Origin of the sequence: Paenibacillus tundrae (genome assembly GCF_036884255.1) — a bacterium.
Classification (GTDB): Bacteria; Bacillota; Bacilli; order Paenibacillales; family Paenibacillaceae; genus Paenibacillus.
In genome coordinates this window covers 3,958,334-3,984,460 of record NZ_CP145605.1, presented here as the reverse complement: position 1 = coordinate 3,984,460, position 26,127 = coordinate 3,958,334, and the positions used below count along the sequence as shown (strand labels likewise).

Below are 26,127 nucleotides of genomic sequence, written 5' to 3'. Positions count from 1 at the left end.
CAATGTTCAAAATCGGAAATCAAGGAACATTCAAAACATTGCCGGATCAAGCTCTGGCCATTTACCAAGGAGATACCGCTGCAGTAGAAGAGTTCATTAAGCAAGGCATGGATCTGGAAACTGAGATTGTACTTAGTCAATATACCGCTATGACACCCATCGATCTCGCTCTAATCTGGAATCAGCCTGCAGTGGTCAGGTTGTTGGTCTCGCACGGTGTTAACCTCAATGCCAAAAATAATCCGGCGATGCTGAAGGCCGTGAGATGTTGTGGGGAAGAGATGGTTCGGTATTTGTACGAGAATGGTGCAAAATTAGACGGACTTAACCGTGTGAAATCAAGCGCGTATGATGAAGCCTATTACGGTAACAAAAAGAACATCCCCCTCCTTCATGAACTCGGATTAGATATTCGCAAATTTGGTGGGAAGACTTTACGTAAAGCAGTAGCTGATCACGATATGAAGACGCTCCAGTATTTGCTAGATGAAGGGGTAGATATTAACTATAATGAGCCAGATATGGTCTATCCGTACAAAGCAACACCGCTCACGGTAGCGGCACGATCTAATAACATGAAGATGGTTCGATATTTGGTAGAACAGGGCGCGGATGTTACGATCCAGGAGAAGGATGGTGAACGGGCATATACTATTGCGCTTAGTCAAAAAAATGAAGAGATGGCCGAGTATCTGAAATCTCTCGAACCGAAGGAGTTCCATGACATCAGCAATAAGTTGTTGGCGTTGAAGCCATACAAGTTGCCAAAGGAATTAATCACTTTTCTATCCGAAGCACCACGGCGGATTGAAATTGCTGAGAACGAGTCCAACGTTCAATATGTTGAAATATTTAATCTGGTCGATACGGTTGAGATGAAAATGGGTAGACAGAAGCTGCTACGGATCTCATCTGAATTGGATCAATACTCGCACTTAATGATGGTATGGCATCCTAGCCAGAAGTGTCTTGGATTCTATGATATTGAACACCAAGAGTACGAGAATGTTGCTGCGCTTGATGCATTTTTAGCTGATCCCGGAATTTCAATTGCGAACTATATGAATCAGCTCTGATCGATTCGAATATGTTTCGTGCTCCAACCATATAGAGAAGAAGTTCAGCGAAGTCTGGTTTATTAACCAGACTTTTTTCTATTTACAAATGGTGGGATATTAAGAACTCGGATGTTTTCCATTTTTCTAGGCTTAAAATCGCTATACGCAACATAAAGTACACAATGAGATGAATGTGCAGAAGGAGGAAACGGCATGATCGATCCGATATTACAAGCCCCGAACGTACAGTTAGCAGGGGATTCTACAGCCCTGTTGTACTACAAGCGGGATCCACGAAATTATGTAACTCAGTTGTTTGGAGAACAGCTACCTACCATCAAAAATGGTTTCTTCAACGTACACATGAGCAAAGGTATTATTGTACAGCCACACTGGCACACGAATACAACAGAGATGATTGTGTTAATTAGCGGAGAGATAACAACCTCCGTATTTGACCCATTTACCCGTAAACGAATCAGTTACCATCTAACACCCGGGCAAGTGGCGATTTTTCCCAAAGGGTGGTTTCACTGGTTTGTGGCAGATACAGATGATGTGCATTTGCTCACTATTTTCGATGTGCCAACACCTGACATTGTGCTTGGTGCGGACTTCCTTGCAGCAACACCGCCTGAGGTGGCGCATCGCGCGTATTGTATCGACGAGGAAGCCTATGCCAAAGCTGTTGCCTCCATTCAAAATGATGCAATTCTTGGTCCACCGATTGGTTGTGTAGAGCCAGCTTACGATCAGGCTGGTCAACCATCCAAAACATTAAAATCAGACAAATCATCGAAAGTGTAATTCTCACATATTTGTATCGTAGTACATAGACTCGTGAACTGGAGCGTCTTCCAGATACGGGTCTTTTTTCTTGTGTTTTATCATGTAGCTGGTTCAGAAACGGTATACATGGTCTTAAGTAAATCCATTAACACGTACATAATTCTCTGTTAGAATAGTTTGCATATATCATTTGTTGTCCAACTATATACTTCATCAACATAGAAAGTGGAGGGCTAAACTATGGCAATGAAAGAGGCAGAAATGCTCGAAATCGCTGCGAAATATGCACCAGTTCTAATGTTTGATATGAATGAACCCTTTTATCCTGACTTTGTAGGGATCTCGCTGTTGGAACGTCCCGGGGCATCTCCATCATTTAGAAGAGAAATTGATTTTCCCGTGGAGGCTGTGCAATACGTTATTGAATATGCCATCTGGTGGGATTATGAGATTGGACATTTGTATGAAATGGAGCATGTATGGATCTATGTTGGTTACGATGGCGAAGTCGTGGATTGTGAAGCCAGTTTTCATGGTAAAGTACTCCGAGGCATGTTGAAGGATCGAATGAATGTTGTGAACCATCAGGTGATTCTGTACTCACAGCCGGGCAAGCATGCATTTTCACCTTTACCGGTCGTATTTGAGCTGTTGCCAGACTTATATAGTGCAGCAGGAGCGAAGGCTGGGTGTGATGGTTTGTTAGTCAATGAGTTATTCCAGGACTATTTTGAAACAAATGCAGAGATCGATGCCCGTGTGCGGAATTATCTATTAAGTAAATCGTTTATACCCACCATGGTATTTGAAGAATATCCATTGAAGCTGGAAACATTCATGTCATGGGACAGGCTGTTTGCACTGATTCCACAGCGAATTGAGAGCCGATTAATAGAACTGGAACATTTATTTGAACAATCTTCGTTTTCTTCTTAGTTGGATAGTTAAGTTTAAATTCATATATACCATTAAATTATAAGAACAGAGAATCAAACTCTTTAGAAGAGTTTGATTTTTTTGTCATCTATGAAGATATAATCTCAATTGGATGAAATTTGAAATTGCGACCTGAATCCAAAGTCACAGAAATGCAAACCCACTAATTTGAACACAGGCTTTGCTTTGAGTGTATATAGGTCTTTGTACTTGGTATAAGTGATTCTAAATACCTTACATTAGATGAATTACAGATATATTAAAAATGTTAATAAATTTAATAGTTGTTTAGATTTTCGTAATTGCGAACGATTGGCGATTAATAATGTGGATATTTAGATTTTCTTTTACAAAAAGAAAGGTACTGTAGAATCTTTTATTTTTTTCGTATTAGTGAAATGTTTAATAAATGCAAATCTTCTATTCACATTTTTGATAGTAATGTCGAAATAAATCGTAAGTTGTCTAGAGCGTTGCCCGGGGGAAGGGGTTACCGACGCAAATAAATACATAACTGGACACGAAGATGCCTAGGAGGAGATTAAATGAAGTGGTTCGGTAATTTGAAAACAGCAACAAAGATTATTTCAGCATTCTTAATTGTGTCCATGATTTTGGCAGCACTCGGGATTTATTCAGTGATTACATTGAGAAGTACGAACGAACGGATGCAAGAAATGTATAATAACAATCTTATGTCTGTAAAAGAACTATCAGCAGCACAAGTAGATTATCAGCGTATGCGTGTGGGTGTGCGTGACCTCAACACTGAATCCATTGATGCTGAACAAACAAGAATTATGGATAACATCGCCTCAATTCGTCAAACGCTGGACGATCACATCAATAATTACCGTGCTTTAGCAACCACTCCACAAGAAAGCGATCTACTTCGAAACTTTGATACACAGTATCCAAATTATTTAACCTTGTACGACCAAGGCATAAACATAGCTTTAAGTGACAACAACGCTGAATTCACAAAATTCCTTAGAGAAACTTTAAAACCTCCTGGTGATGGCGTAGTACAAGTACTGCAAGACTTGATGAATATTAATATAAGTCTAGCTGAAGAAGCAAATTCAAAATCAGAAGCGGCTTATTCCGCCTCCTTTATGGTAACAATCATTTTAGTTGTTCTCGCAGTGACGTTTAGTATTTTAATCGGATACATTATTTCACGTTCCATTTCCAAACCGTTATTGTCCATGGTGGAATTGGCAAGGGAAGTGTCTAACGGTAATCTGACCCTCAAGTCAGATATTTCAAGCCGTGATGAAGTAGGTCAACTAGCCCAAGCTCTGAATCGTATGGTCGATAACTTGAAAACATTGATTGACAGCATTGTTATGAACTCTCAAAGTGTTGCGGCATCATCCGAGCAAATCTCAGCAAGTACACAAGAAATTGCAAGCACAAGCACAAGTCAATCAAGCGAAGCAGCGAATATTTCCGAACTGTTCAAGGAACTTTCCCTTGCTATTAACTCTGTTGCAGCAAGTGCTGAAGAAGCAGCGGAATTGTCTAATGATACCGTGAAAACAGCCCGTGAAGGTGGACATGTCGTGCAAACTTCACTGGAAGGCATGCAGGCTGTAAATGTTAAAATGTCACAGTTAGAAGAAGATTCTCGCAAAATTGGTGACATCATTGAAGTAATCGACGATATTGCAGAGCAGACGAATTTACTTGCGCTGAACGCAGCTATTGAAGCGGCACGGGCAGGGGAGCAAGGTCGTGGGTTTGCTGTTGTAGCCGATGAAGTACGTAAACTTGCAGAGCGAAGCGGAGAAGCAACAAAAGAGATCACGAACATTATTAAAGTGATGCAAGAAAACACGAGACAGAGTGTACGCGCTGTAGCGGATAGCGTAGAGCAGTCCTCTATGACAGGGCAGGCATTTGATCAGATTATTGAAATGGTCAATAATTCTTCACACAAAGTGAACGAAATTGCAGCTGCATGCGAAGAGGAAGCGGCACAGGCGGCAGAAGTAATGAGTTCTGTTGAATCGATCTCGGCATCGAGTGAAGAGTCCGCTGCGGCTTCAGAAGAAACGGCTGCAACATGTCAATCACTAGCACACCTTGCTGAAGAGCTGGCTCATTCCGCATCTGCATTTAAGACTCAATAATCAAACCAAACAGAGGTGACCAGATGTCTTCACTTCAGCAAGAGCAGTACATTGAACTATCCGTTGGGGCTGAAACCTGCGCGATCCGAATCGAAGAGATTCATGAAATTATTAAAATGCTCAGTATTACCGACATTCCTTACAGCCGTCCGGAGGTAAAAGGAGTTGTCAATCTTAGAGGCAAGGTTGTCTGCGTAGTGAGTTTACGCAATCTGTTAGGAATGCCTGATGAGCCGGATACAAGATCAACACGAATTATTGTTGTCCGTTATCAGGATGAATATGTGGGACTTATCGTAGACAAAGTCAACAAAGTGACTACGTATAATGAGATTCATCCTCCGACGAGTGGACATGCCCGAAGCCGAGAAGCCGTCTTTCTTGGTGTTGGGCAACGTGAAGACCAACTCGTGGGCATTTTGAAATTAGAAGAGATATTGGGCGGATAGGGAGGGGAACATGACATGATGGATTTATCTGCCTACCGCGACATCTTCATAGAGGAATTAAATGATCAGTTGGAGCGTATGGATCAATCGTTGTTGGAACTGGAACGTTCTCCATCGGTGGGGCTTGTTCAGACGCTTTTCCGAGCAGCGCACACTATTAAAGGATCGGCATCAACCATGGACTTCAGGGAGCTTAGTGATCTAACCCATGAGGTGGAATTTGCACTGGAGTGGGTCCGCGACAAGAAGCCTGAGATCAATTCGGTGCTTATCGATACGTTGTTCCGTTCTCTGGATGCAATGAAGGTGCTACGGGATCAGTATGTTAGCGGTCAGCCATTTCAGAATTTTAAGAGTGTGGTTGCTGAGATCCAATCCCTTATTCAGAAGCCTGTCGTTATGGAGCCAGTAAAGGCTCCCGAGCTTAAGAAGTCGGAATGGTTGGTTGCACAGGAGGCTGTGGATGCAGGGCATCAGCTTTTCTCTATCCGAATTACGTTGGAAACGACATGTATGATGAAGGCTGCAAGGTACTTTATTGTGAGACAGCGGATTGAAGAACAGGGTGGCAAGATCATTGCAGCATCTTTGGCAGATCAAGTAGCTAGTGGGGAAGACGATGATCGGTACGCCAATTTTGTTATCGTAGCAGCCATTGCTGGCGACCCACAGGGAATTCAAGCGGAGCTGTCCAATGAGTCCGATGTACAGATTGTGGTTGTAGAGGAGTATGTTAAAGATGTGGCCGTCGTTCATAACGAACCGGTTGCTGTTCAGGAGAAGGCTGAAGCAGGCGGTGTTGAGCCATCTACGGAAAAATCACTCTCGGACGACCGTAACAAGGGTACGCAACCAACCGTAAGAGTAAATGTTGAACGTCTGGATCATTTGATGAATCTGGTCGGGGAACTTCTGATTGACCAGACCTCGCTTGCTGACCTCAGTGGTGAAGGGGCGCGTAATGCCCCCTCCCCGTTAATGCAGAGCATTGGCGGTGTCTCAGATCATATGGGAAGAGTGATCAAGGAGCTGCAAGAAGGTGTAATGAAGACTCGTATGCTGCCTATTGATCAGCTATTCAGTCGTTTTCCACGCCTGGTTCGAGATCTATCTCAGAAGCTGGGTAAAGAATTGGAACTGATTATTCAAGGTGGAGAGACAGAGCTTGATCGGATGATTATCGAGGAATTGAGTGACCCATTGATTCACTTGATTCGAAACAGTGCAGATCATGGCATTGAGAGTCGAGAGATTCGGGAGCAACAAGGTAAACCCACCAAAGGACGTATCACACTCACTTCGTTTCACGAAGAAAACCATGTCGTTATCCGATATTCGGATGATGGTAAAGGCATTGACGGTGAACGAATTAAAGCTTCTGCCCTGAGTAAAGGGCTAATTACAGAAGAACAAGCCTCACATCTGACGGAGCAGGAGGCAGTGCATCTGATCTTCGAGCCAGGATTCTCTACCGCTTCCTCTGTGAGCGAGGTCTCGGGTCGTGGAGTGGGAATGGACATTGTGAGAAGCCAGATCGGTCGATTGAACGGCATTATTGACATTGACACGGAGCCTGGTAGGGGGACAACATTCACCATTCGTTTACCTCTCACACTAGCCATTATCAAAGGCTTGCTTGTTAAAGTTTCGGGTCGTGTACTGATCATTCCAATGTATAATATTGCAGAGATTGTTCGCATAGATCCGGAAGATATTCAAACGATACAAGGCCAGCTAGCTATCTTGAATCATGGGCGTATCGTGCCGTTCCATTGGTTACGGGATAAACTGAATTATCCGCCTACCAACCGGGAGTCCAAGACGATTCCTCTCATTATCGTTCGTTCGGTGGATAAAACGGCAGCGTTTGCTGTGGACGAAATCATGGGTAACCAAGAGGTTGTTATCAAAAGTTTAGGATCGTACTTAGGAGCAATGAATCATCTGTCTGGCGCGACAATTCTGGGCAATGGACGAGTCGCTGTCATCCTTGATGCATCGTATTTAGTGAGCCATTAAGCAAGACAACGATCTAAACGAGATCGTAACATCAGTGGATATCATATGAGAATAAAAAAAAGAGTGCTTTATTATCCTGCTTAGGACGATAGAGCACTCTTTTGTTGCTATATGTGTTCCGTTTATGACTAAGTTACGATTTGAAAATTAGATCCATGAAGCGGTTCGTTACCAGAGAAGTAGGCATATTACGCTTTGTCATAATTCCGACGTGGGAAGGTGGCAAGGACACATCCAGCTGAATTTCAAACAAAGAGCCTTCTTCTAACTCCTTCGATATGAACTCCCGAGTTACATAAGAGATCCCTAACCCCCGCCTTGCTAGTTCAATGAGTAGATCAACACTACCTACTTCGATTTCAGGTTTAAGTGTGTAGCCATAGGAATTAAACAATTCCGTAATGGCCATCCTTACGCGGCTATTTCGAGAGAAGAGAATTAACTGATGTTCAAGCAGCGTCTCCAGAGACAACACTTTGTCTTTGAGTTCAGCATAACGTTCCCCAGCGACGAAACAATCCTTGAGTTGAATACTTTCTCTTACCTCCAACTGAGGATCCACAATTGGCATGCGGACAACGCCTAAGTCGATTTTACCCTCTTTCAGGAACGTGATAACCTCTGGTGTGGTTCCGTGGCTTAAGTGCAGCTTGATATTTGGATACAGCACGTGAAACTCTTCGAGATAAGACAACATGTAATGTTTAAACAGGGAATCACTACCGCCAATTCTAAGCTCGCCACTATCCAGACTTTTCAACGCAGCCATTTTTTCTTCTGCCAAAGAGATCAAAATTTGCGACTGCTCGATGTAAGAGTATAGGCTCATACCTTCTTGTGTCAGCGCAACCCCTTTGGAATTACGATAAAACAAGGTTAAACCAAAGCTTTCTTCCAGTTGCTTAATCGCATGACTGACGCTTGGTTGCGTAATGTATAACACTTTTGCCGCTTGCGTTAAACTTCCCGTCTTGGCAGCCCAATAAAACACCTTATATAGTTCATAATTTGTTGTCATAGATATGGTCTATAGCTCCTGTGAAATATATTAATTACTTGTATGGCTATGAAACGTATTATAGTGTAACTACAGCAAAGAAACCAGAGTTACTTGGAAGGAGATAGTGAGATGGAACCAACGTCTTTAATTTTGTTTGGTGCTACTGGCGATTTAGCCAAAAGAAAAATATATCCTGCACTATATAATTTATACATTGAGCAGAAGCTTCCAGAATCTTTCTCCTTGATTGGTTTAGGTCGTAGAGAATGGTCTGATGAGTTCTTTCAGGCACAAGTGGAAAAGTCGCTTCATGAGTTTTCCAGACGCCAAGCTGATCCTGCACGAGTGAAGTCATTCGTAAAAGCTTTTCGTTACAGTGTATTGAATATAAGCCATAAGGAAGATTATATAAAGTTGTTAGATCTCGTTCAGAAAAGAGAAGCTGAGCTGAGCATTCCTTCCAACCGTTTGTTTTACCTTTCCGTTGGACCGGAATTTTTCGAGCCTATTGCGCAGAATATTCAAGAAAGTGGGTTAGGCTCAACAGAAGGCTGGAAACGGCTTGTTATTGAGAAGCCATTCGGACATGATCTCCAGTCTGCTCGTGATCTTAACCGCAACTTGAGTGAATCCTTCACGGAAGAAGAAATTTATCGGATTGACCATTATCTGGGTAAACCGATGGTACAACGCCTGGAGACGCTACATCAAAGCAATCCAATCATGAAGGCATTGTGGAACAATCGCTACATCTCGAATGTGCAGATTACGGCAAACGAGACAGTGGGTGTAGAGGAACGGGCATCCTACTATGATCATGTAGGTGCAGTGCGAGACATGTTCCAGAATCATATGCTGCAATTGCTGATGATGATGGCGATCCAGCTTCCTTACAACAGCACACCGGAAAAAGTAGGGTTGAAGAAAAAGCATATTATGGAATCCATCTTGCCTTTGCAAAAACAAACGGTTGGAGCGAGCGTAATCCGTGGACAATATGCAGAGGGAAGTATCCAAGGCAAACCAGTTAATGCTTACACTGCTGAACCAGGTGTAGCTGAGAATACGATGAACGATACGTTCATTGCTGCAAAGTTACAAATTGATGATTTCTTCTGGCGTGGTGTTCCATTCTACATCCGTACGGGTAAAAGAATGAAAGAGAAATCCACACGCATCGTCATTGAATTCAAAGAACCATCTGGTCAAGCTCATGGAGTCAAGAGCAACGGCTCCAAACCTAATTTGCTTCTCATTGAGATGAGTCCTGATCAAAGTATGACATTGCAACTGAATGCAAGTGATCCGCAAAATAAGGGAGACTTTAAGCCAGTGCATATTGATCTTTCGCCTGATCGTGAAGATCTAGCTGAAGCGTATGAGAACTTGATTCACGATGCACTGCATGGTGACCCAACATTCTTCGCACACTGGGATGAAGTGGAGTTGTCATGGGCTTGGGTGCAGCCAATCTTGGATGCATTTACTGAGAACTTGCTACCTCTTCACTTATATCCTGCAGGAAGCTACGGTCCAGCAGAATCGGATGCAATGCTTGCAGCTGAAGGCCACCATTGGTGGTTTGACGAGCCCGCTGATCAGGATGTATCATCCGTAACAGATGTTCCTTTGGCAGTGAATGGCAACCTGTAATACCTAACCACATGTATTCAACCAACGAGCCACTTCGATAGGATAGGTTGAACTGGCTCTGTTGGAAACTAAAAATCATCTTATGGAGGGAATTAACCATGAAATTTTTCATCGATACAGCAAACTTAGAGGATATCAAAAAAGCGTATAAAATTGGTGTACTTTCAGGCGTAACAACTAACCCATCTTTGGTTGCCAAAGAAGGCATTAAGTTTGAGGATCGCATTGAAGAGATTTTGCGTGAAGTGCCAACGGTTGAGTCCGTATCTGCTGAGGTTACTCCAGATGCACTTACTGCAGAAGAGATGATTGCACAAGCGAATGAATTGATCAAAATCAACAATAACGACAAAAACATAACGATTAAACTGCCGATGACACTCGCAGGTCTGGAAGCTTGCCGTTATCTGACTGAGAAAGGTGTAAAAACAAACGTTACACTGATTTTCACAGTTAACCAAGCGCTTTTGGCGGCACGTGCCGGTGCAACTTATGTATCCCCGTTCTTGGGACGCCTGGATGATATCTCAGAAGATGGAGTACAGTTGGTTGCCAAAGTTGCTGAGTTGTTCCGTACACATAACTTGGATGCACAGATCATTGCGGCATCCGTAAGACATCCGGATCACGTTACGCGTGTAGCTATGGCTGGTGCTCATATTGCTACAGTTCCTTTCTCTGTCATTGAGCAGATTTCCAAACACCCACTGACAGATCAAGGTATGGAGAAATTCGCAGCAGACTGGAAAAAAACAGTTCAATAAGGTCTGACGAAAAGATAAAAATATAAAACATGGACTTTGGGAGGACATAATGAGTAAACAACAGATTGGTGTTATTGGATTGGCAGTAATGGGTAAAAACTTGGCTTTTAATATTGAGAGCAAAGGGTTTTCCGTATCGGTATTTAACCGTTCACCTGAGAAAACGCATGACCTTTTGAAAGAAGCTGAGGGGAAAAACCTAATCGGTACGTTTTCAATTGAAGAGTTTGTAGCTTCTTTGGAATCTCCGCGCAAAATCTTGATCATGGTTCAAGCAGGTAAAGCAACAGATGCAACGATTGAACAATTGCTTCCTTACTTAGACCAAGGAGACATTATCATTGATGGTGGTAATGCGTACTTCCCTGATACGCAACGCCGCAGCAAAGAGCTGGAGGAAAAAGGATTCCGCTTTATTGGCGCAGGTGTATCCGGTGGTGAAGAAGGCGCATTGAAAGGTCCAGCAATTATGCCTGGTGGACAAGAGAGTGCTTATGCCTTAGTTGAGCCTATCCTGACAGCAATCTCGGCTAAAGTTGGCGATGATGCTTGCAGCACATATATCGGACCAGACGGTGCAGGACACTATGTCAAAATGGTGCATAATGGTATCGAATACGGGGATATGCAGTTGATTGGTGAAGCATACCACCTGCTCAAATCCGTATTGAATGTCTCTGTAGAAGAGTTGCACGAGATCTTCACAGAATGGAATCAAGGTGAGCTGGATAGCTACTTGATTGAGATTACAGCAGACATCTTCTCCAAATACGATCCAGAAACCGGCAAACCAATGGTAGACGTAATCTTGGATGCAGCTGGACAAAAAGGAACAGGTAAATGGACAAGCCAAAGTGCGCTTGATCTCGGCGTTCCACTGTCCATGATTACCGAATCCGTATTCTCCCGTTTCTTGTCGGCGATGAAAGACGAGCGCGTAGCAGCAAGCAAAATTCTGAATGGCCCTGCGACAGAAACGTTCTCTGGCGACAAAAAAGCATTCATTGAGAATGTGCGTAAAGCACTGTTCGCAAGTAAAATCGTATCCTATGCTCAAGGCTTTGCTCAGATGCGTGCTGCATCCGATGAGTACGGCTGGGATCTGAAATACGGTAGCATCGCTATGATCTTCCGTGGTGGCTGCATCATCCGTTCACAGTTCTTGCAAAACATCAAAGAAGCATACGATAAAGATGCAGCGCTCAAAAACCTGCTCTTAGATCCATACTTCCAAAACATCGTTGAATCTTACCAAGGCGCATGGCGTGAAGTCGTGGCAGCTGCTGTACAACAAGGAATTCCGGTTCCTGGCTTCTCCAGCGCACTGTCCTACTACGATAGCTACCGTACAGAACGTTTGCCTGCAAACCTGTTGCAAGCACAACGCGACTACTTCGGTGCACACACGTTCCAACGCGTGGACAAAGAAGGTTCATTCCACTTCCAATGGATGGACACTAACGAGTAATTATATGGTATAGATGGAACTTGAAATTATTTAGCGCCATTTATACAGCAATATGACACCCTTGTTCCTCATGAGTGTAGACTTATGAAGGAACATGGGTGTTTTTTTATGGTTAAAAGCGTGATTAAAGAATGTTTGAATTTAAGTATCATCAAATTGTAATAAAATGTACGCAACTACTTGAGGTAAATAGATGCGTCGACCCCTTTAACTACGTTATACTCATGTATAGAGGTGAAATTTGTCTATTGGATTCAAATAACAACTTATACTTAATTTGACGTGGGGGTTAAGCTTGGCATGTTTGTACTTATAGGTATATTGTTTTTGCTTGTATATGGTCTTTTAGTGTTCTACATAGGATGGAGCGGTTGGAGCTGGATGAAGCCTGTTGTGGCAGCCAGATTCCGTTTGCTGTACATCGTTGTACTGGTGTTCCTGTCACTGTCGTTTATTTTGGCGAGAATGTTTGGTAACATTTCATTTTTGAGCATTATCGGTTCATACTGGCTCGCCATCTTCTCATTGTTATTAATCATTTTGCCTGTTGCCCATTTAGTACTTTGGTTACTCCGCTTAACTCGTATTCCAAGACATCACGCACACAAATGGGGTGGTGTGGTTACGCTGATTCTGCTGCTGTCTACACTAGGATACGGGATATTTAATGCGTATAGTCCAGTCGTTAGACAGTATAATATCCAGGTGGATAAAAAGGTTGAGGGCATGGACAAGGTCAAGATCGTGATGGCAGCAGACATGCACTTTGGACTTCTATCAGGCCCAGCTCATGCGAAGCGTATGGTAGAGGAAATTAATGCACTCCAGCCGGATCTCGTGTTATATCCAGGTGATATTATTGATGACAATCTGGACATGTACCTCAATAGTGGGATTGCAGATATTATTCGTGACATCAAAGCACCTTATGGGGTCTACGCTTCCTTGGGTAACCATGATAAGTTTGATGGGCCGATTGAAGATCTCATCGCAGCGTTAGAGAAGAGTGATATGCAAGTATTATACGATGATAAGATTATGTTAGATGATAAGATCACCCTTATTGGGCGTAAAGATCGAACAGAGAAGGATCGTGCTGAAGTAGCGACATTGATGCAGGATACAGATCTGAGTAAACCGGTGATCATGTTGGATCATCAGCCTTATGATCTGGATATTGCCGAACAGAATAAGGTTGACTTGGTCGTATCCGGTCACACGCATCGAGGACAGATTGCGCCGGCACAGTTCATCACAGCAGCGATTTACGAGAATGATTGGGGTTATCTGCAAAAGGGTGATATGCATTCCATTGTGACCTCTGGATATGGTTTCTGGGGACCTCCAATTCGGACAAGCAGTCGCTCTGAGATTGTAGAGATTAATGTAACGTTTAAACAATAAAACCAAAGCCCTTCGCTAGAAGGGCTTTTTTGTATATGTTACATGTACGTAATCCCCTTGGCATACCTCTAGCTCTGTGGCTCGAATAATATCGAGAGTACTCCTTGAATTTCCCCCTGTTTGTTCCTTCATTAAAATGTAAATATTATAAAAGTACATGCCTCTTCCATGTGAAAGGAAAAGTAAATGTTCAATATGAAAAACATAGAAGACAGACAGTGGCAGGAATTTCTGTTGACACCGTTTTCAGCTTGTGATAAATTATATCCGAGGCTTGTTACCGGTAAAGCGGGCAAAACCACTATGGAAATGATTTTATTATTTCTGTTTTGGTTTTGCCCTTTTTTATGTCTCAAAATAAAGCAGGTGGGTCCATTATGATTATCAAACAGATATTTAATAACAATATCGTCAGCACAGTGGATGATAAAAATCAGGAATTGCTGATCCTCGGCCGGGGTATCGGATTTAAGTTTAAAGCTGGCGATGAGATTGACGAAGAGCGAATTGAAAAGGTGTTTCGCCTTCAGGATACATCGATTTATGAGAGATTCAAATCGATCGTGGCGGAAGTGCCCATTGAAATTCTGCAGGCAACGGATGATATTGTTACGCTTGCGCGGACGCAGCTGAATAAAACGATCAGTGACGGAATTTACGTCTCCCTGTCAGATCATATTCATTTTGCCGTTCAGCGGATGGAAAACGGCATGATTACGCGTAATCCGCTCTCGTGGGAAGTACAGCATTTCTATAAGGCAGAGTACGATGTGGCTAGAGAAGCGTTAACCTTGCTCAAGGAACGACTGGATATCGAGTTCCCCAAGGATGAAATTTGCAATATCGCTTTGCATTTCATTAATGCAGAAGTCAATGATTCAATGAATGATGTCACCCACCTGATGCAGCTGCTTCAGGAGATCATGAATATTATCAAATATCACTTTAATGTAGAATTGGATGAAGATAGTGTTAACTATTTCCGGTTCATCACACATTTGAAATATTTTTGTCAGCGGGTCATTACACATTCATCACATGATGACGCGGAAGAGTATTTATACGAGGTCGTTCGGAAAAACTATCCGGAAACCTTCGAATGTATTGGTAAGATTGAAGCTTTTATCCATAAGAACTATCAGTATGACATGACACATTCGGAGCAGTTATATCTGACGCTCCACTTGGAGCGGTTGATGAAGACCAAGCGAGATAGGTAAATAACTCACATCTATTGCACCAAACACCAATTGTAGTAACAACAATTGAATATGACTGGGCTTGTTACTGTTCAATCAGGCAATACCCGAATGAAATGACGTCAGAAGTCTGCGTTGTATTCGTTCGGGTATTTTTTATTGGAAAAATGAGGAGGAGCTCCATATGAAACATCAGGAAACGGCACAGGGAATCATTAAAGCCGTCGGGGGTACAGACAATATTAACTCGGTATATCATTGTGTCACACGGTTACGTTTTGATCTGAAAGATAACGACAAAGTGGATAATGGTTCCCTAAAGCAACTAGATAAAGTCATGGGCACGAATATCTCTGGCGATCAGTTCCAGGTAATCATCGGTAACGATGTATCTAAAGTATTTGATGCAATGGTCAAGGATCATCCAGCCATTGGGCAAAGTACAGAGACGAAACAACCTAAGCCAGATAAAAACAAAAACATCATTCTTAACATTTTCGAGACCATTGCGGGTGTATTTGCACCAATGCTGCCAGCCATTACAGCGGCGGGTATGCTCAAAGGATTGCTTGCCTTATTTGTATCTGTGGGCTGGATGACAGCGGGAACAGATGTATATCGGATTCTCTCAGCTATTGGTGATGGGGTATTCCACTACTTACCGCTACTCATCGCAGTAAGTGCTGCTCGAAAATTCGGCAGTAACCCGTTTGTAGCGATAGCGCTGGGTACGGCACTAATGTATCCAGACATGAGCAAATTGCTTGATGGAAGTCAATCCGTTGCGTTTCTCGGTATTCCAGTAACTGCTGTAAGTTATGCTTCATCGGTTATTCCGATCTTACTTGCAGTATGGCTCATGTCCTTTGTAGAGAAGTGGGTTGACCGCATCATTCCAGCAGCATTGAAATTGTTGCTTGTACCTCTGATTACCTTGCTTGTGATGGTTCCAGTAACGTTAATTGCTATTGGTCCTCTGGGAACATTTGTAGGTAACGGTTTGTCGGGCGGCATTAACTGGTTGCTGAATGAAGGTGGTCTGATCGCGGGTATTGTGCTAGGCGGCGCGATGGCGTTGATCATCATGACGGGAATGCACTACGCGTTAGTGCCAATCATCTTGAGTAACATTGCAACACTGGGCTTCGATAAGTTCTTGCCACTGACGTTCATCTCTAACATGGGTCAGGCAGGTGCAACATTAGGTGTATTCTTCCGTGCGAAGGACAAAAAACTTAAAACCGTTGCCTTGTCTACAAGTTTCACGGCACTCATGGGTGTAACTGAGCCTGCAATGTACGGCGTAAACATGAAGTACAAAAAACCTTTTGCTGCAGCTATGATTGGTAGCGCAGTGGGTGGTGGATTCGCCCTCGCATTTGGTGCTAAAGCATATGTCCTTGCAGGTAACGGCGGTCTCCCAGGACTTCCTTCGTTGATCGGACAAACCTTCTGGTATTCACTAGGTGGTATGGCGCTAGCGTTTATTGTAGGAACGATCATGTCTGTCGTATTCGGAATTAAGGAGGAAGAAGGCGATGCTGAAGCGTTGGCTCAATTCTCTCCAGGCGCTACAGCGTCACCCAAAGCTACACCTGCCAATAACGCATCTGTAGACGTGGACGACATGGGTGCTCCAGCTCCTACAGGTAATGCAACAGCAGTTGCACCGATGACAGGAAAAGCAATCCCCCTGCAAGAGGTCAATGATCCTACCTTTGGAGACGAATTGATGGGCAAAGGTGTTGCTTTCGTGCCTTCGATCGGTGAACTCGTATCTCCAGTCACAGGAACGGTAATGAATGTGTTCAAAACAAAACATGCCATTGTTGTACGCAGTGATGATGGTATGGAACTACTGATTCATGTCGGAATCAACACCGTGAAACTACGTGGACAGTATTTTGAATCCCATGTTACATCAGGCACACGCGTGCAAGCGGGAGATCTTATGCTTACGTTTGAACTTGATGAAATTGCGAAGGAATATGACATTACTACAGCAATGGTAGTTACTAATACAGCCGATTATCGTACAGTTCAACCTGTGCAATTAGGCGACATTCAGATCGGTCAGGATGTATTAAAAGCAGAACTGTAAAAGAGAAGAGGAGGATAACGATGAGCAATCGACAAGGTTTTCCAGAAGGTTTTTTGTGGGGTGGCGCTATAGCAGCTAACCAAGCAGAAGGAGGATTCGACGCAGGAGGCAAAGGGTTCTCTACGGCAGATATGGTTCCTTATTTTGAAAAAAAAGATTATACGAACCTAAGAGAGCTTATGCATGTAACCAGTGCAACGGTTGAAAAGGCCATGGCTTACCACAGCGCAGAAGGGTATCCGAAGCGTTACGGAATCGATTTTTACCACCGTTTTAGAGAGGATATCGCGTTATTCGCTGAACTTGGCTTCAAGACATTCCGGTTGTCCATCAACTGGCCGCGTATCTTCCCTAATGGTGATGAAACTGAGCCGAATGAAGCGGGATTACGTTTCTATGATGAAGTCTTTGATGAGCTGCGCAAATATGATATCGAACCACTCGTGACGCTCTCGCATTATGAGATGCCGATGGGGCTTGTATTGAAGTACAACGGTTGGGCAGGCCGCGAGGTGATCGAACATTTTGTGAGATATGCAGAGACAGTCATGACACGGTATCAAGACAAGGTAAAATACTGGTTAACGTTTAATGAGATTAATACAACCATTATTGAGCCGTTCACTGGCGGTGGTATTATCGAGGATCGTGTGGAGAACACCATGCAGGCTTCATATCAAGCGCTCCATCATCAGTTTGTTGCCAGCAGTCTGGTTACGGAGAAAGCACGTCAGATTAATTCGAATTTCCAAATTGGCTGTATGCTAGCTCGTATGATTCACTACCCAGCTACCTCGAAGCCGGAAGATGTTCTGCAAGCTCAGGTGGACAATCAGTTGAATTTACTTCATACAGATGTTCAGGTTCGTGGTAGTTATCCCGCGTATATGGATCGTTATTGGGCAGAGAACGGAATTTCTGTTGTAATGGAACCAGGAGACAAGGAAATTCTACGTGCGCATACCGTTGACTTTATCTCGTTTAGCTACTATACATCGCTAGTGTCGGCAGTGAATCCCGAAGATTATGGGGTGACTGGAGGCAATCTGTATAGCACGATCAAGAATCCGAATCTGGAACGTACAGAGTGGGGCTGGCAGCTTGATCCCATCGGACTACGTATTGCATTGAAAGAACTGTATGATCGCTACCAATTGCCGTTATTCGTTGTTGAAAATGGTCTCGGAGCTAAGGATACGCTTGAAGCTGATGGTTCCATTAACGATGATTATCGGATCGATTACCTGAGAAGACATATTACTCAGATGAAAGAGGCCGTAATGGATGGGGTAGACCTTATGGGGTACACCAACTGGGGCGCCATTGACATCATCAGTGCTTCCACGTCAGAAATGTCCAAACGATATGGCGTAATCTATGTGGATCAGGATGATCATGGAAAGGGTACACTGAATCGTTTGAAGAAAAAAAGCTTTGCATGGTATCAGAAAGTGATTGCTTCAAATGGTGAAGATTTAGCGTAATATACTGGGCAGTTCTTGCATGTCGATGTTGCGGCGCAAGAGCCGCCTTTTAATTAGAGCTGAAAAACAATAGCCTCCTAACATGTATGGTGATATACTGTGTTCGTATCGGGGGGAGATCTAGATGAATAAACCAATTATTGCAGTCGACATGGACGACACCATATGTCAGCTCGTGAAACGCGCCATATATCATAACAACATTAATTTCCCAACACATCCGCTGCGATATGAGGATATGCTTCATTGGGACACCTCTCACTTGCGCCACCCAGAGAGTACCCATGATGTTTTCTATGGTCGCCCGGGTCTGTTCGAAGAGTTGGAACTATATGACGAATATGTGGTCGAAGAGATGGAGAAGTTGAACCAAGCGTATGATCTAATTATCGTGACTGCGGCAGAACCAAGAACAGTGGTAGAGAAGTGGAACTGGCTTCAGAAGCATATGCCTTTTATTACGGCAGACCAATTTATTACATGCAAAAGAAAATACCTACTTGGCTTCGATCTGTTAATCGATGATGGTGCTCATAACTTAATAGCTGCACATGACTTAGGGAGAAAAGTACTCTGTATTCCTCATCCATGGAATGTGAAAGAACGGGAGCGGTATGGGTTTCCGTTGATGTCTACATGGCATGGAGCGAAAGAATACATTGATAGAATACTTGAAACGGTAAACGCCTGATAAACCGTTCTATAAAAAGCTGTTCAATAAGTTCACTTTTGATTGCGGTGAATGTTTGGCGGCATCTCATCTTTTGGATATGCAACAACGATCGCATGAATTATGAACTCTTTCTGAGCGTCCTAGCTGCCGGTTAATCTGATGTATAGCTTTTGCGATACATATGAGGTGTTGTACCCGTGATTCTTTTAAAGACGGCGTAAAAAGTATCTACATCCCGGTAGCCGACCAGTTCGGCGACCAGGCTGACATTATGTTGTGAACTCTTTAGGAGTTCGCAACTTTTTTGTATACGCAGATGTTGAAGGTAAGAACCAAAAGTCTGGCCTGTATGCTTCAGAAACATACGTCCAAGGTGCTTCTCACTCCAACTGGATATACGGACGAGATCACGTAGACGGATTCGTTCATGAATATGGTGATTCAGGTACCTGAGGACGTGTTCAAAATCATCTGTATTGGAATGCGTTTGCTTATAATCCTGTTGGTATTGTCGATAAGTCGTCACAACTAGTTGGCTAACCAAGGTATATAACATCGTGGAAGAGCCGGTGTCTAGTAGAGACGATTCTTTATATAATCTAATCATAATTTCTTCGATCTGCTGAGTATGATCAACGACATGTACATAAGGCATCTGATTGAGTTCTAGTTGCTTGAGGTGATCGCATATCGCTTGCTCCTGAATGATTGTACTGAGCGTTGAGGTCAGTTCAGCATTAAACAGGCAGTTATAAATAATAAGTGGTGTCACGGATAGGTTTGGAGTGGAAGGCCGAAAGACATGAGGAATACCAATTGGGATAACAAACAGCATACCCTTGTGCACTGGAATGACATCTTCTCCAATGTGATGAAAGCCCTTTCCTTCCGCGACATAACAATACTCTACGAAGTCATGTGCATGGAACGGGGCATCGAAATTTTCCGAGCATCGATTCACAAATAATTTAAGATTGTTGTTTAAAAAGGTTTCACTTTTAAATAGCTCAATCGCTGATTGCATGTTTAACAACCTCAATTCATGACCGAATTACCGGGTGAATTCGTCCGAATCACCGGGTATGATCTCCCATAGGATCGATATAATTATAGCGTAAGACAGAATATGAAACCACGATGGAAAGGGATGTTTCTCTTATGTTGACGGTTCATCATCTTCGCTGTGAGTATAAAATAAATCCAATCGGTCTGGATGTGAGGTCGCCAAGATTAAGCTGGCATCTACAGTCAGACCAGCGAAACTGTGTTCAGACCGCCTACCAGATTCAATTAGTTCTACAAGATTCGCATGAGCAGATGGTGTGGGATTCCGGTAAGGTGATCTCCAACCAATCCATACATGTTGAATTAGATGGCTGGCTCCCGTCGGCAAGAACAAGGTATGATTACCGGATTAAAGTATGGGATAACCACGAGAACGAATCAGACTGGTCGGTTACCGCGTTCTTCGAAATGGGGCTAATGGACAGTGCGGATGCTTGGCGAGCAGAATGGATCTCGGCACCATTATCAGCAGAAGAGGAGAAGGATGAATCATGCCCGCGTCTCCGCACATCATTTCAACTAAATAAGGCTGTAACCAAAGCAAGAGTTTATGTCACAGCTCTTGGGTTATATGAGCTTCATTTGAATGATAAACGTGTGGGAGAGGCGTATTTCACACCTGGATGGACGAGTTATAGTAAGCGTTTACAATATCAGACGTACGATATTACGGACTCTTTAGAGATTGGTGAGAATACACTCGGCGCCTACTTAGGTGATGGGTGGTATAAAGGATATTTGGGATGGAAGAATGAACAACAATTTTATGGCAAACGGACAGCCTTATTACTTGAACTTCACATAGAGTATTCAGACGGCTCAGAGGAGTATATCGTGACAAATGAACACTGGCAGTCGTCTTCAAGTGCGATTCGCATGTCTGATATTTATATGGGTGAGACATATGATGCCCGCCTGGAAACAGCATGGACAGATATTGATTCGTCATCATGGTCGCCGGTAGAAATACTGGATCATCCGAAAGACATCATCGTTGCTCAAGAGAATGTACCCGTTACGCAAGTGGAGTATCTTCAACCTATAGCTATACTTACCACACCGCAGGGTGACCGTGTGCTTGATATGGGTCAGAACATGGTGGGATGGATGAAATTCACGATTCAAGGTGAGTCAGGTCATGAGGTTGAGCTGTTACATGCCGAAATATTGGATCATGACGGTAATTTCTACACGGATAATCTGAGAGCTGCCAAGCAGCGAATTCAATATACCCTCAAGGGAGGCGAGGCCGAGACGTATGAGCCCCACTTTACATTTCAGGGATTCCGTTATGTGAAGTTGATTGGTTTTCCAGAGCACATTAATCTGCAAGATTTTGCAGGGGCTGTCCTTCATTCCAATATGGAGCAGACGGGTGAATTCAAGTGTTCTAGCCCACTTGTTAATCAACTACATCACAACATTTTGTGGGGGCAAAAGGGGAATTTCCTCGATGTACCGACAGATTGTCCACAGCGTGACGAACGTCTTGGATGGACGGGAGATGCGCAGATGTTTATCCGAACAGCGTCCTACCTCATGAACACGGCACCATTCTTCACAAAGTGGCTTCGTGATCTAGGAGCAGACCAGCGTGCAGATGGCGGCATACCCTTTTTCGTGCCTAACCCAAGTAGTGAAATCTTCTCCAACGAGATGCAAGATACAGGGCACTCGTCTGCAGCTTGGGGAGACGCGGCGGTGATCTGTCCATGGACACTGTATGAAATGTACGGTGACATACGATTGCTAGCTGAGCAATATGGAAGTATGAAACGCTGGGTTGACTATATTTATCATCAAGGCGATAAGCCATATCTATGGAATACGGGTTTCCACTTTGGAGATTGGCTGGCTCTGGATTCCAAACCAGATAGCTACATCGGAGCGACCGATCCGGATTATGTAGCAACGGCCTTTTATGCCTATTCTGTATCTTTAATGAGAAAAGCTGCCTTAGCATTGGAGAAAAACGAAGAAGCAGCGCATTATGGTGAACTGCATGATCATATTGTTAAAGCATTTCGAGAGGAGTTCGTGACACCATCGGGTCGAATTGCGGTACCAACTCAGACAGCTGTGGTGCTGGCATTGCACTTTGATCTATTAGAGGAGTCTGGACGGAAACGAGCGATTGATCAACTCAGCAAACTGATTGCTGAAGCGAATAATCATCTGACAACAGGATTTGTAGGCACCCCTTATTTGAACCCTGTGCTTAGCGAGACGGGGCAACATGAGCTAGCTTACACCCTACTATTTCATGAGGATTATCCATCCTGGTTATATCAGGTCACTCAAGGTGCCACTACGATCTGGGAGCATTGGGATGGTATCAAGGAAGATGGCCGGATGTGGAGTGCTGACATGAATTCGTTCAATCATTATGCGTATGGTTCAATTGGCGAGTGGTTGTATCGTTATGTGGCAGGCATACGTGCAGACGTAGAACGTCCCGGTTTCCAAGCCATTCATATTGAACCGCAACCAGGGCCTGGACTAGATTGGGTGGAGGCTAGTATAGAGACGATGTATGGAAAAGTGCTTTCCGGCTGGACACGACAAGAACAAGGTGAGATGCAGCTCCGTGTAGTTGTGCCAGCGAATACGACAGCAACAGTCGTGCTTCCCAATGCGGTATCTGATACAGTCCTGCTTGATGACGTAGCGCTGGATCAGGCTTCAGACGTAAATGACATTCAATTAGAAGCAGGTCAGCTCCAAGTGATGTTGGGATCAGGAAGTTATCTATTTCAATACAAAATGCAGTTAACGGAAGCATAACGATCAAGCATCATAGATTAAATGTCGAAAGTTGTTTTATATTGTTTTAAATCGTCGAAAAATGATATGTATAACCATTGTATTAGCCTCGCTCGCTGATTAGAATGAAGCATGGAATCTGGATTGCGGCCGGAACCTATCTTCTTTTATATCAGGCATAAGCGAGGTTTTTGATGTATGAATCAATCTGTTAATCGGCCCAAGCATATTGGCTATCTGGATTTCTATCGTGCTATTGCTATTATTGCAGTAGTTGCGATTCATGCTACTTCTACAGCAGTTACGCATTATGCGAAGAATACGTTCCAGCAAGAGTTTTATTATTTTTGGAATCAATTTTTCCAATTTGCAGTACCGGCATTTCTATTTCTGTCATCACTTGTTCTGTTCTACAATTATCATTCTAAGGCGAATGATCGTCGCTGGGTTCCAGCTTTTTACAAGAAACGTTTGCTGTATATTTTTGTTCCTTATCTCGTATGGTCATTCATTTACTTTGTTGTGAAGCAAGTTATCGCAGGGAAACAGCCTGTCGATCATCTGGAGCGATTTGGCGAGCAATTGCTGACGGGGACGGCACATACACATCTGTACTTTTTTCTAATTATTCTGCAATTTTATGTGGTCTTTCCTATATTGTTGTCCTTAACGAAGCATGCTGTCTTCACCAAATACATGCCACTATTCTTCATTGCCGCACAGGCGGTATTTTATATGATTCATCTTCAAGTTCATTTGGAACGTTTGGGCAGTATGTTGCCAAGTTATTTCATCGTCATTGGATTTGGAGCTTGGATCGGTCTGAATTTCGAGAAAGCTCTTCGAATATTACATTCGTTTCGGTTTGTTGTACTGGCGGCACTCATTGCCGGAGGCGTTATTTCCATCTATGGCAGTTCATATGTGAAAATGATACTTGAAGACATGCCGTTTGTTACATATGCACTATTGTTTGTATTTCGTAATCTGTTTACATTGTCGGCATGCTTAGTGTTGATGCTGATCTGTGAACAATTAGGCACTCGTAAAATAAAACATTCAAACCCGCTCAAGGTCAGAGCAGTTTTGAATTCACTGGGAACTGTCGCCTTTGGTGTGTTTCTCATACATCCAATGGTATTGTTATTCTGGAGACGTGAGTTCACTACAATATTTGTCTCACATTTCAGTATCGGCATTATATTGTCATACCTTGCAGCTCTAGGACTATCATGGTTGGTTGCACTTGGCATTCGCAAAGTGAACTGGGGCTGGATATTGATCGGTCGCTAGATATTTGATATTAAATATCATGCAAGCATAGATGAACGATAGAGGTTTCAAGCTTCCTTTCTTACGAGGATTGCTCGAAATCTCTTTTTTATTTCATTGGGAGCATGTATGATGGGGTAATATTGTAATTTCAATATTTTGGAATTGGTGAGAGGTTGCTCAATCAGATCCACCTAGATCTGCTTCCGGAGCAAATTTTGTTGAACTCAGGGCTTATGCTAAGGGAAATTAATAAAGGGAGTGAGAAGTTTGTATATGCTTTTGGTACTTATTGTAGCATCAGTGCTTGCTGTATTAGTTCCGTTTGGACCAATTCTGTTAATAGGCATAGCTGTAGCATTAGTGGCGGAGAACTACCGTCAAACGGTGAAAATGCGAGAGGATATTCTGGCGATTAAGAACCATCTGGGACTGATGAACAAAAAAGAAGCCGAACAGTATGAGATGGAACGTCAGAATAAAGATGTAAGTCAGTTAAGTCCTGATGAGATGAAAAGTATCAATCAGGAGATTGAAGCAGAGCTGGAGCAGGATCGAAAAAAGAACATATGAGCGTTAGCTGTTATAGAGGGTGTTCTAAATCGCGCTTAAGATGGACATGAAGCAGCTATACGAACAGTGAAAATAAAAATGTAACACCGTAAGCATGATCGTGCTCGTTCTGGCTATATTATGATTAAAGATCACTCAGACACGATGCGTTCTAATTTAAAGAGAGGGTTCTGATCATCCATCATGACAATAATGATGCGTAAGCCCTAGAAGAGATAATAGAGGAATATTAACTTTTTGTTGCACTATGTAGAATTTTGTAATAATATGAGGGAAGCGCGTACAACATATCGGGTTGTAACTGTTGAATCAGGCAAAGCCGTATACCTTGAGAAAAGGGATTGGTTTGTCTTTTTCTGTATATTGGAGTGATAAAGTGAAAATCGAGAAGGTGCTGAACAATAATGCTGTAGTTGCAATGAATGACGAGCAGGAAGTTATTATCATTGGCCGGGGGATTGCTTACCAGAAGCGGGCGGGTGATATTGTTTCCGAGCAGCATATCGATAAGATATTTACTTTACAGAATGAAGATATTCAGGAAAACTTTAAGGCATTAATCTCAAGCATTCCTCTGGAATACATGAAAGTGTCGGAGGAGATCATCGCATACGCCAAATTAAAACTTGGTAAGAAATTGAATGAGAGCATTTATCTTCATCTCACAGATCATATCCACTTTGCCATTGAGCGGTATCGCAAGAACCTGCCTATTCGTAACGGATTAATCTGGGAAACAAAGCAGTTGTACAAGGAAGAGTACGAAATTGGATTGGAAGCACTCAATATGATCTGTGATCAGTTTGGTGTAATTCTGCCCGAGGACGAAGCCGGTTTTATGGCACTGCACTTTGTAAATGCTGCGTTGAACGAAGAAATGCCGAATATCAAGAGTATGACGCAGGTGATGCAAGAAATTTTGACGATCATCAAGTATCATTTCAAGATTGATTTTGATGAGAACTCATTAACATTTTATCGCTTTGTGACACATTTGAAATTTTTCGCCCAACGTTTGGTGAAGGGGAAACATTACAAGAGCAACAATGATGATGAATTGTTCCTGATGATTCAGAAAAAGTATCCTGCAGCGCATAAGTGTTCCGAGAAGATTAAGAAATTCATTGAAAGCAACTACACGTATCAACTGACTGACGAAGAAATGATGTACTTAACAATTCATATTGAGAGAGTTGTGAACGCAACTTCTGAATAATCCCATAGATCAGCTTGCAGGGTTGCAACCACAAGGGCAAAACCTGAACGATTGAATGCAGAACACTACCCCTATAAGGGAAATGTTTTGACATTCAGATGTTCAG

20 protein-coding genes are annotated in these 26,127 nt (G+C 43.0%); 18 read left to right on the top strand and 2 right to left on the bottom strand.

The annotated features are described in order from the left end of the window. The first annotated feature begins 2 nt into the window (after window positions 1-2). The 6 genes from V6W81_RS17795 (at window position 3) to V6W81_RS17770 (ending at window position 7,386) form a co-directional block, all read left to right on the top strand. Window positions 3-1,076 (top strand): ankyrin repeat domain-containing protein, encoded by a 1,074-nt coding sequence (locus V6W81_RS17795; protein ID WP_338539941.1) that lies wholly within the window; start codon window positions 3-5, stop codon window positions 1,074-1,076. A 195-nt stretch (window positions 1,077-1,271) separates the two neighbouring features. Then, window positions 1,272-1,865, top strand: coding sequence for a cupin domain-containing protein (locus tag V6W81_RS17790; protein WP_338539940.1), 594 nt, complete (start codon window positions 1,272-1,274; stop codon window positions 1,863-1,865). Between the two features lie 222 nt (window positions 1,866-2,087). Continuing rightward, a complete protein-coding gene (locus V6W81_RS17785) occupies window positions 2,088-2,783 on the top strand; it encodes a hypothetical protein (RefSeq protein ID WP_338539939.1) in 696 nt (231 codons plus the stop codon). Between the two features lie 545 nt (window positions 2,784-3,328). Continuing rightward, the gene (locus V6W81_RS17780) at window positions 3,329-4,918 is read left to right on the top strand and encodes a methyl-accepting chemotaxis protein (protein ID WP_338539938.1); all 1,590 of its coding nucleotides are present in this window, start codon (window positions 3,329-3,331) and stop codon (window positions 4,916-4,918) included. Between the two features lie 23 nt (window positions 4,919-4,941). Further along, window positions 4,942-5,367 carry a chemotaxis protein CheW gene (locus V6W81_RS17775; RefSeq protein ID WP_056689793.1) on the top strand — a complete coding sequence of 142 codons (426 nt, stop codon included), beginning with the start codon at window positions 4,942-4,944 and terminating at the stop codon, window positions 5,365-5,367. 15 nt (window positions 5,368-5,382) lie between these two features. Continuing rightward, window positions 5,383-7,386 (top strand): chemotaxis protein CheA, encoded by a 2,004-nt coding sequence (locus V6W81_RS17770; RefSeq protein ID WP_338539937.1) that lies wholly within the window; start codon window positions 5,383-5,385, stop codon window positions 7,384-7,386. Between the two features lie 133 nt (window positions 7,387-7,519). On the opposite strand, the gene V6W81_RS17765 is transcribed toward V6W81_RS17770, so the two are convergent. Then, complete coding sequence (locus V6W81_RS17765) at window positions 7,520-8,404, bottom strand: LysR family transcriptional regulator (RefSeq protein WP_145047314.1); 885 nt, start codon at window positions 8,402-8,404, stop codon at window positions 7,520-7,522. Window positions 8,405-8,515: 111 nt separating this feature from the next. Here V6W81_RS17765 and zwf point away from each other — a divergent pair, with 111 nt between their 5' ends. The 8 genes from zwf to V6W81_RS17725 all read left to right on the top strand — a co-directional run bounded on the left by zwf (window position 8,516) and on the right by V6W81_RS17725 (window position 19,150). Beyond that, window positions 8,516-10,039: a glucose-6-phosphate dehydrogenase gene (zwf, locus tag V6W81_RS17760; RefSeq protein WP_338539936.1), complete on the top strand. Its 1,524-nt coding sequence runs from the start codon at window positions 8,516-8,518 to the stop codon at window positions 10,037-10,039. A gap of 98 nt (window positions 10,040-10,137) precedes the next feature. Continuing rightward, window positions 10,138-10,803 carry a fructose-6-phosphate aldolase gene (gene fsa, locus V6W81_RS17755; RefSeq protein WP_056689807.1) on the top strand — a complete coding sequence of 222 codons (666 nt, stop codon included), beginning with the start codon at window positions 10,138-10,140 and terminating at the stop codon, window positions 10,801-10,803. A gap of 49 nt (window positions 10,804-10,852) precedes the next feature. After that, the gene (gene gndA, locus V6W81_RS17750; protein WP_338539935.1) at window positions 10,853-12,271 is read left to right on the top strand and encodes an NADP-dependent phosphogluconate dehydrogenase; all 1,419 of its coding nucleotides are present in this window, start codon (window positions 10,853-10,855) and stop codon (window positions 12,269-12,271) included. A gap of 300 nt (window positions 12,272-12,571) precedes the next feature. Next, window positions 12,572-13,675 (top strand): metallophosphoesterase, encoded by a 1,104-nt coding sequence (locus V6W81_RS17745; protein WP_338539934.1) that lies wholly within the window; start codon window positions 12,572-12,574, stop codon window positions 13,673-13,675. 377 nt (window positions 13,676-14,052) lie between these two features. Beyond that, window positions 14,053-14,895 (top strand): BglG family transcription antiterminator LicT, encoded by an 843-nt coding sequence (gene licT, locus V6W81_RS17740; RefSeq protein WP_338539933.1) that lies wholly within the window; start codon window positions 14,053-14,055, stop codon window positions 14,893-14,895. 163 nt (window positions 14,896-15,058) lie between these two features. Further along, entirely contained in the window at window positions 15,059-16,975 is a 1,917-nt protein-coding gene (locus V6W81_RS17735; RefSeq protein WP_338539932.1) for a beta-glucoside-specific PTS transporter subunit IIABC, read from the top strand. A gap of 20 nt (window positions 16,976-16,995) precedes the next feature. Continuing rightward, window positions 16,996-18,459 (top strand): 6-phospho-beta-glucosidase, encoded by a 1,464-nt coding sequence (ascB, locus tag V6W81_RS17730; RefSeq protein ID WP_338539931.1) that lies wholly within the window; start codon window positions 16,996-16,998, stop codon window positions 18,457-18,459. 124 nt (window positions 18,460-18,583) lie between these two features. Further along, a complete protein-coding gene (locus tag V6W81_RS17725; protein WP_338539930.1) occupies window positions 18,584-19,150 on the top strand; it encodes a 5' nucleotidase, NT5C type in 567 nt (188 codons plus the stop codon). A gap of 133 nt (window positions 19,151-19,283) precedes the next feature. Here the strand turns inward: V6W81_RS17725 and V6W81_RS17720 are convergent, their stop codons facing one another. Continuing rightward, the gene (locus V6W81_RS17720) at window positions 19,284-20,156 is read right to left on the bottom strand and encodes an AraC family transcriptional regulator (protein WP_338539929.1); all 873 of its coding nucleotides are present in this window, start codon (window positions 20,154-20,156) and stop codon (window positions 19,284-19,286) included. Between the two features lie 134 nt (window positions 20,157-20,290). Between V6W81_RS17720 and V6W81_RS17715 the strand changes: the two genes are divergently transcribed. The 4 genes from V6W81_RS17715 (at window position 20,291) to licT (V6W81_RS17700) (ending at window position 26,021) form a co-directional block, all read left to right on the top strand. After that, window positions 20,291-22,981: a glycoside hydrolase family 78 protein gene (locus V6W81_RS17715; protein ID WP_338539928.1), complete on the top strand. Its 2,691-nt coding sequence runs from the start codon at window positions 20,291-20,293 to the stop codon at window positions 22,979-22,981. A gap of 177 nt (window positions 22,982-23,158) precedes the next feature. Further along, window positions 23,159-24,253, top strand: coding sequence for an acyltransferase (locus tag V6W81_RS17710; RefSeq protein ID WP_338539927.1), 1,095 nt, complete (start codon window positions 23,159-23,161; stop codon window positions 24,251-24,253). A 249-nt stretch (window positions 24,254-24,502) separates the two neighbouring features. Further along, window positions 24,503-24,805, top strand: a complete 303-nt coding sequence (locus tag V6W81_RS17705) for a hypothetical protein (protein WP_338539926.1) — start codon at window positions 24,503-24,505, stop codon at window positions 24,803-24,805. 376 nt (window positions 24,806-25,181) lie between these two features. Then, window positions 25,182-26,021 (top strand): BglG family transcription antiterminator LicT, encoded by an 840-nt coding sequence (gene licT / locus V6W81_RS17700; protein ID WP_056689838.1) that lies wholly within the window; start codon window positions 25,182-25,184, stop codon window positions 26,019-26,021. Window positions 26,022-26,127: the final 106 nt, after the last annotated feature.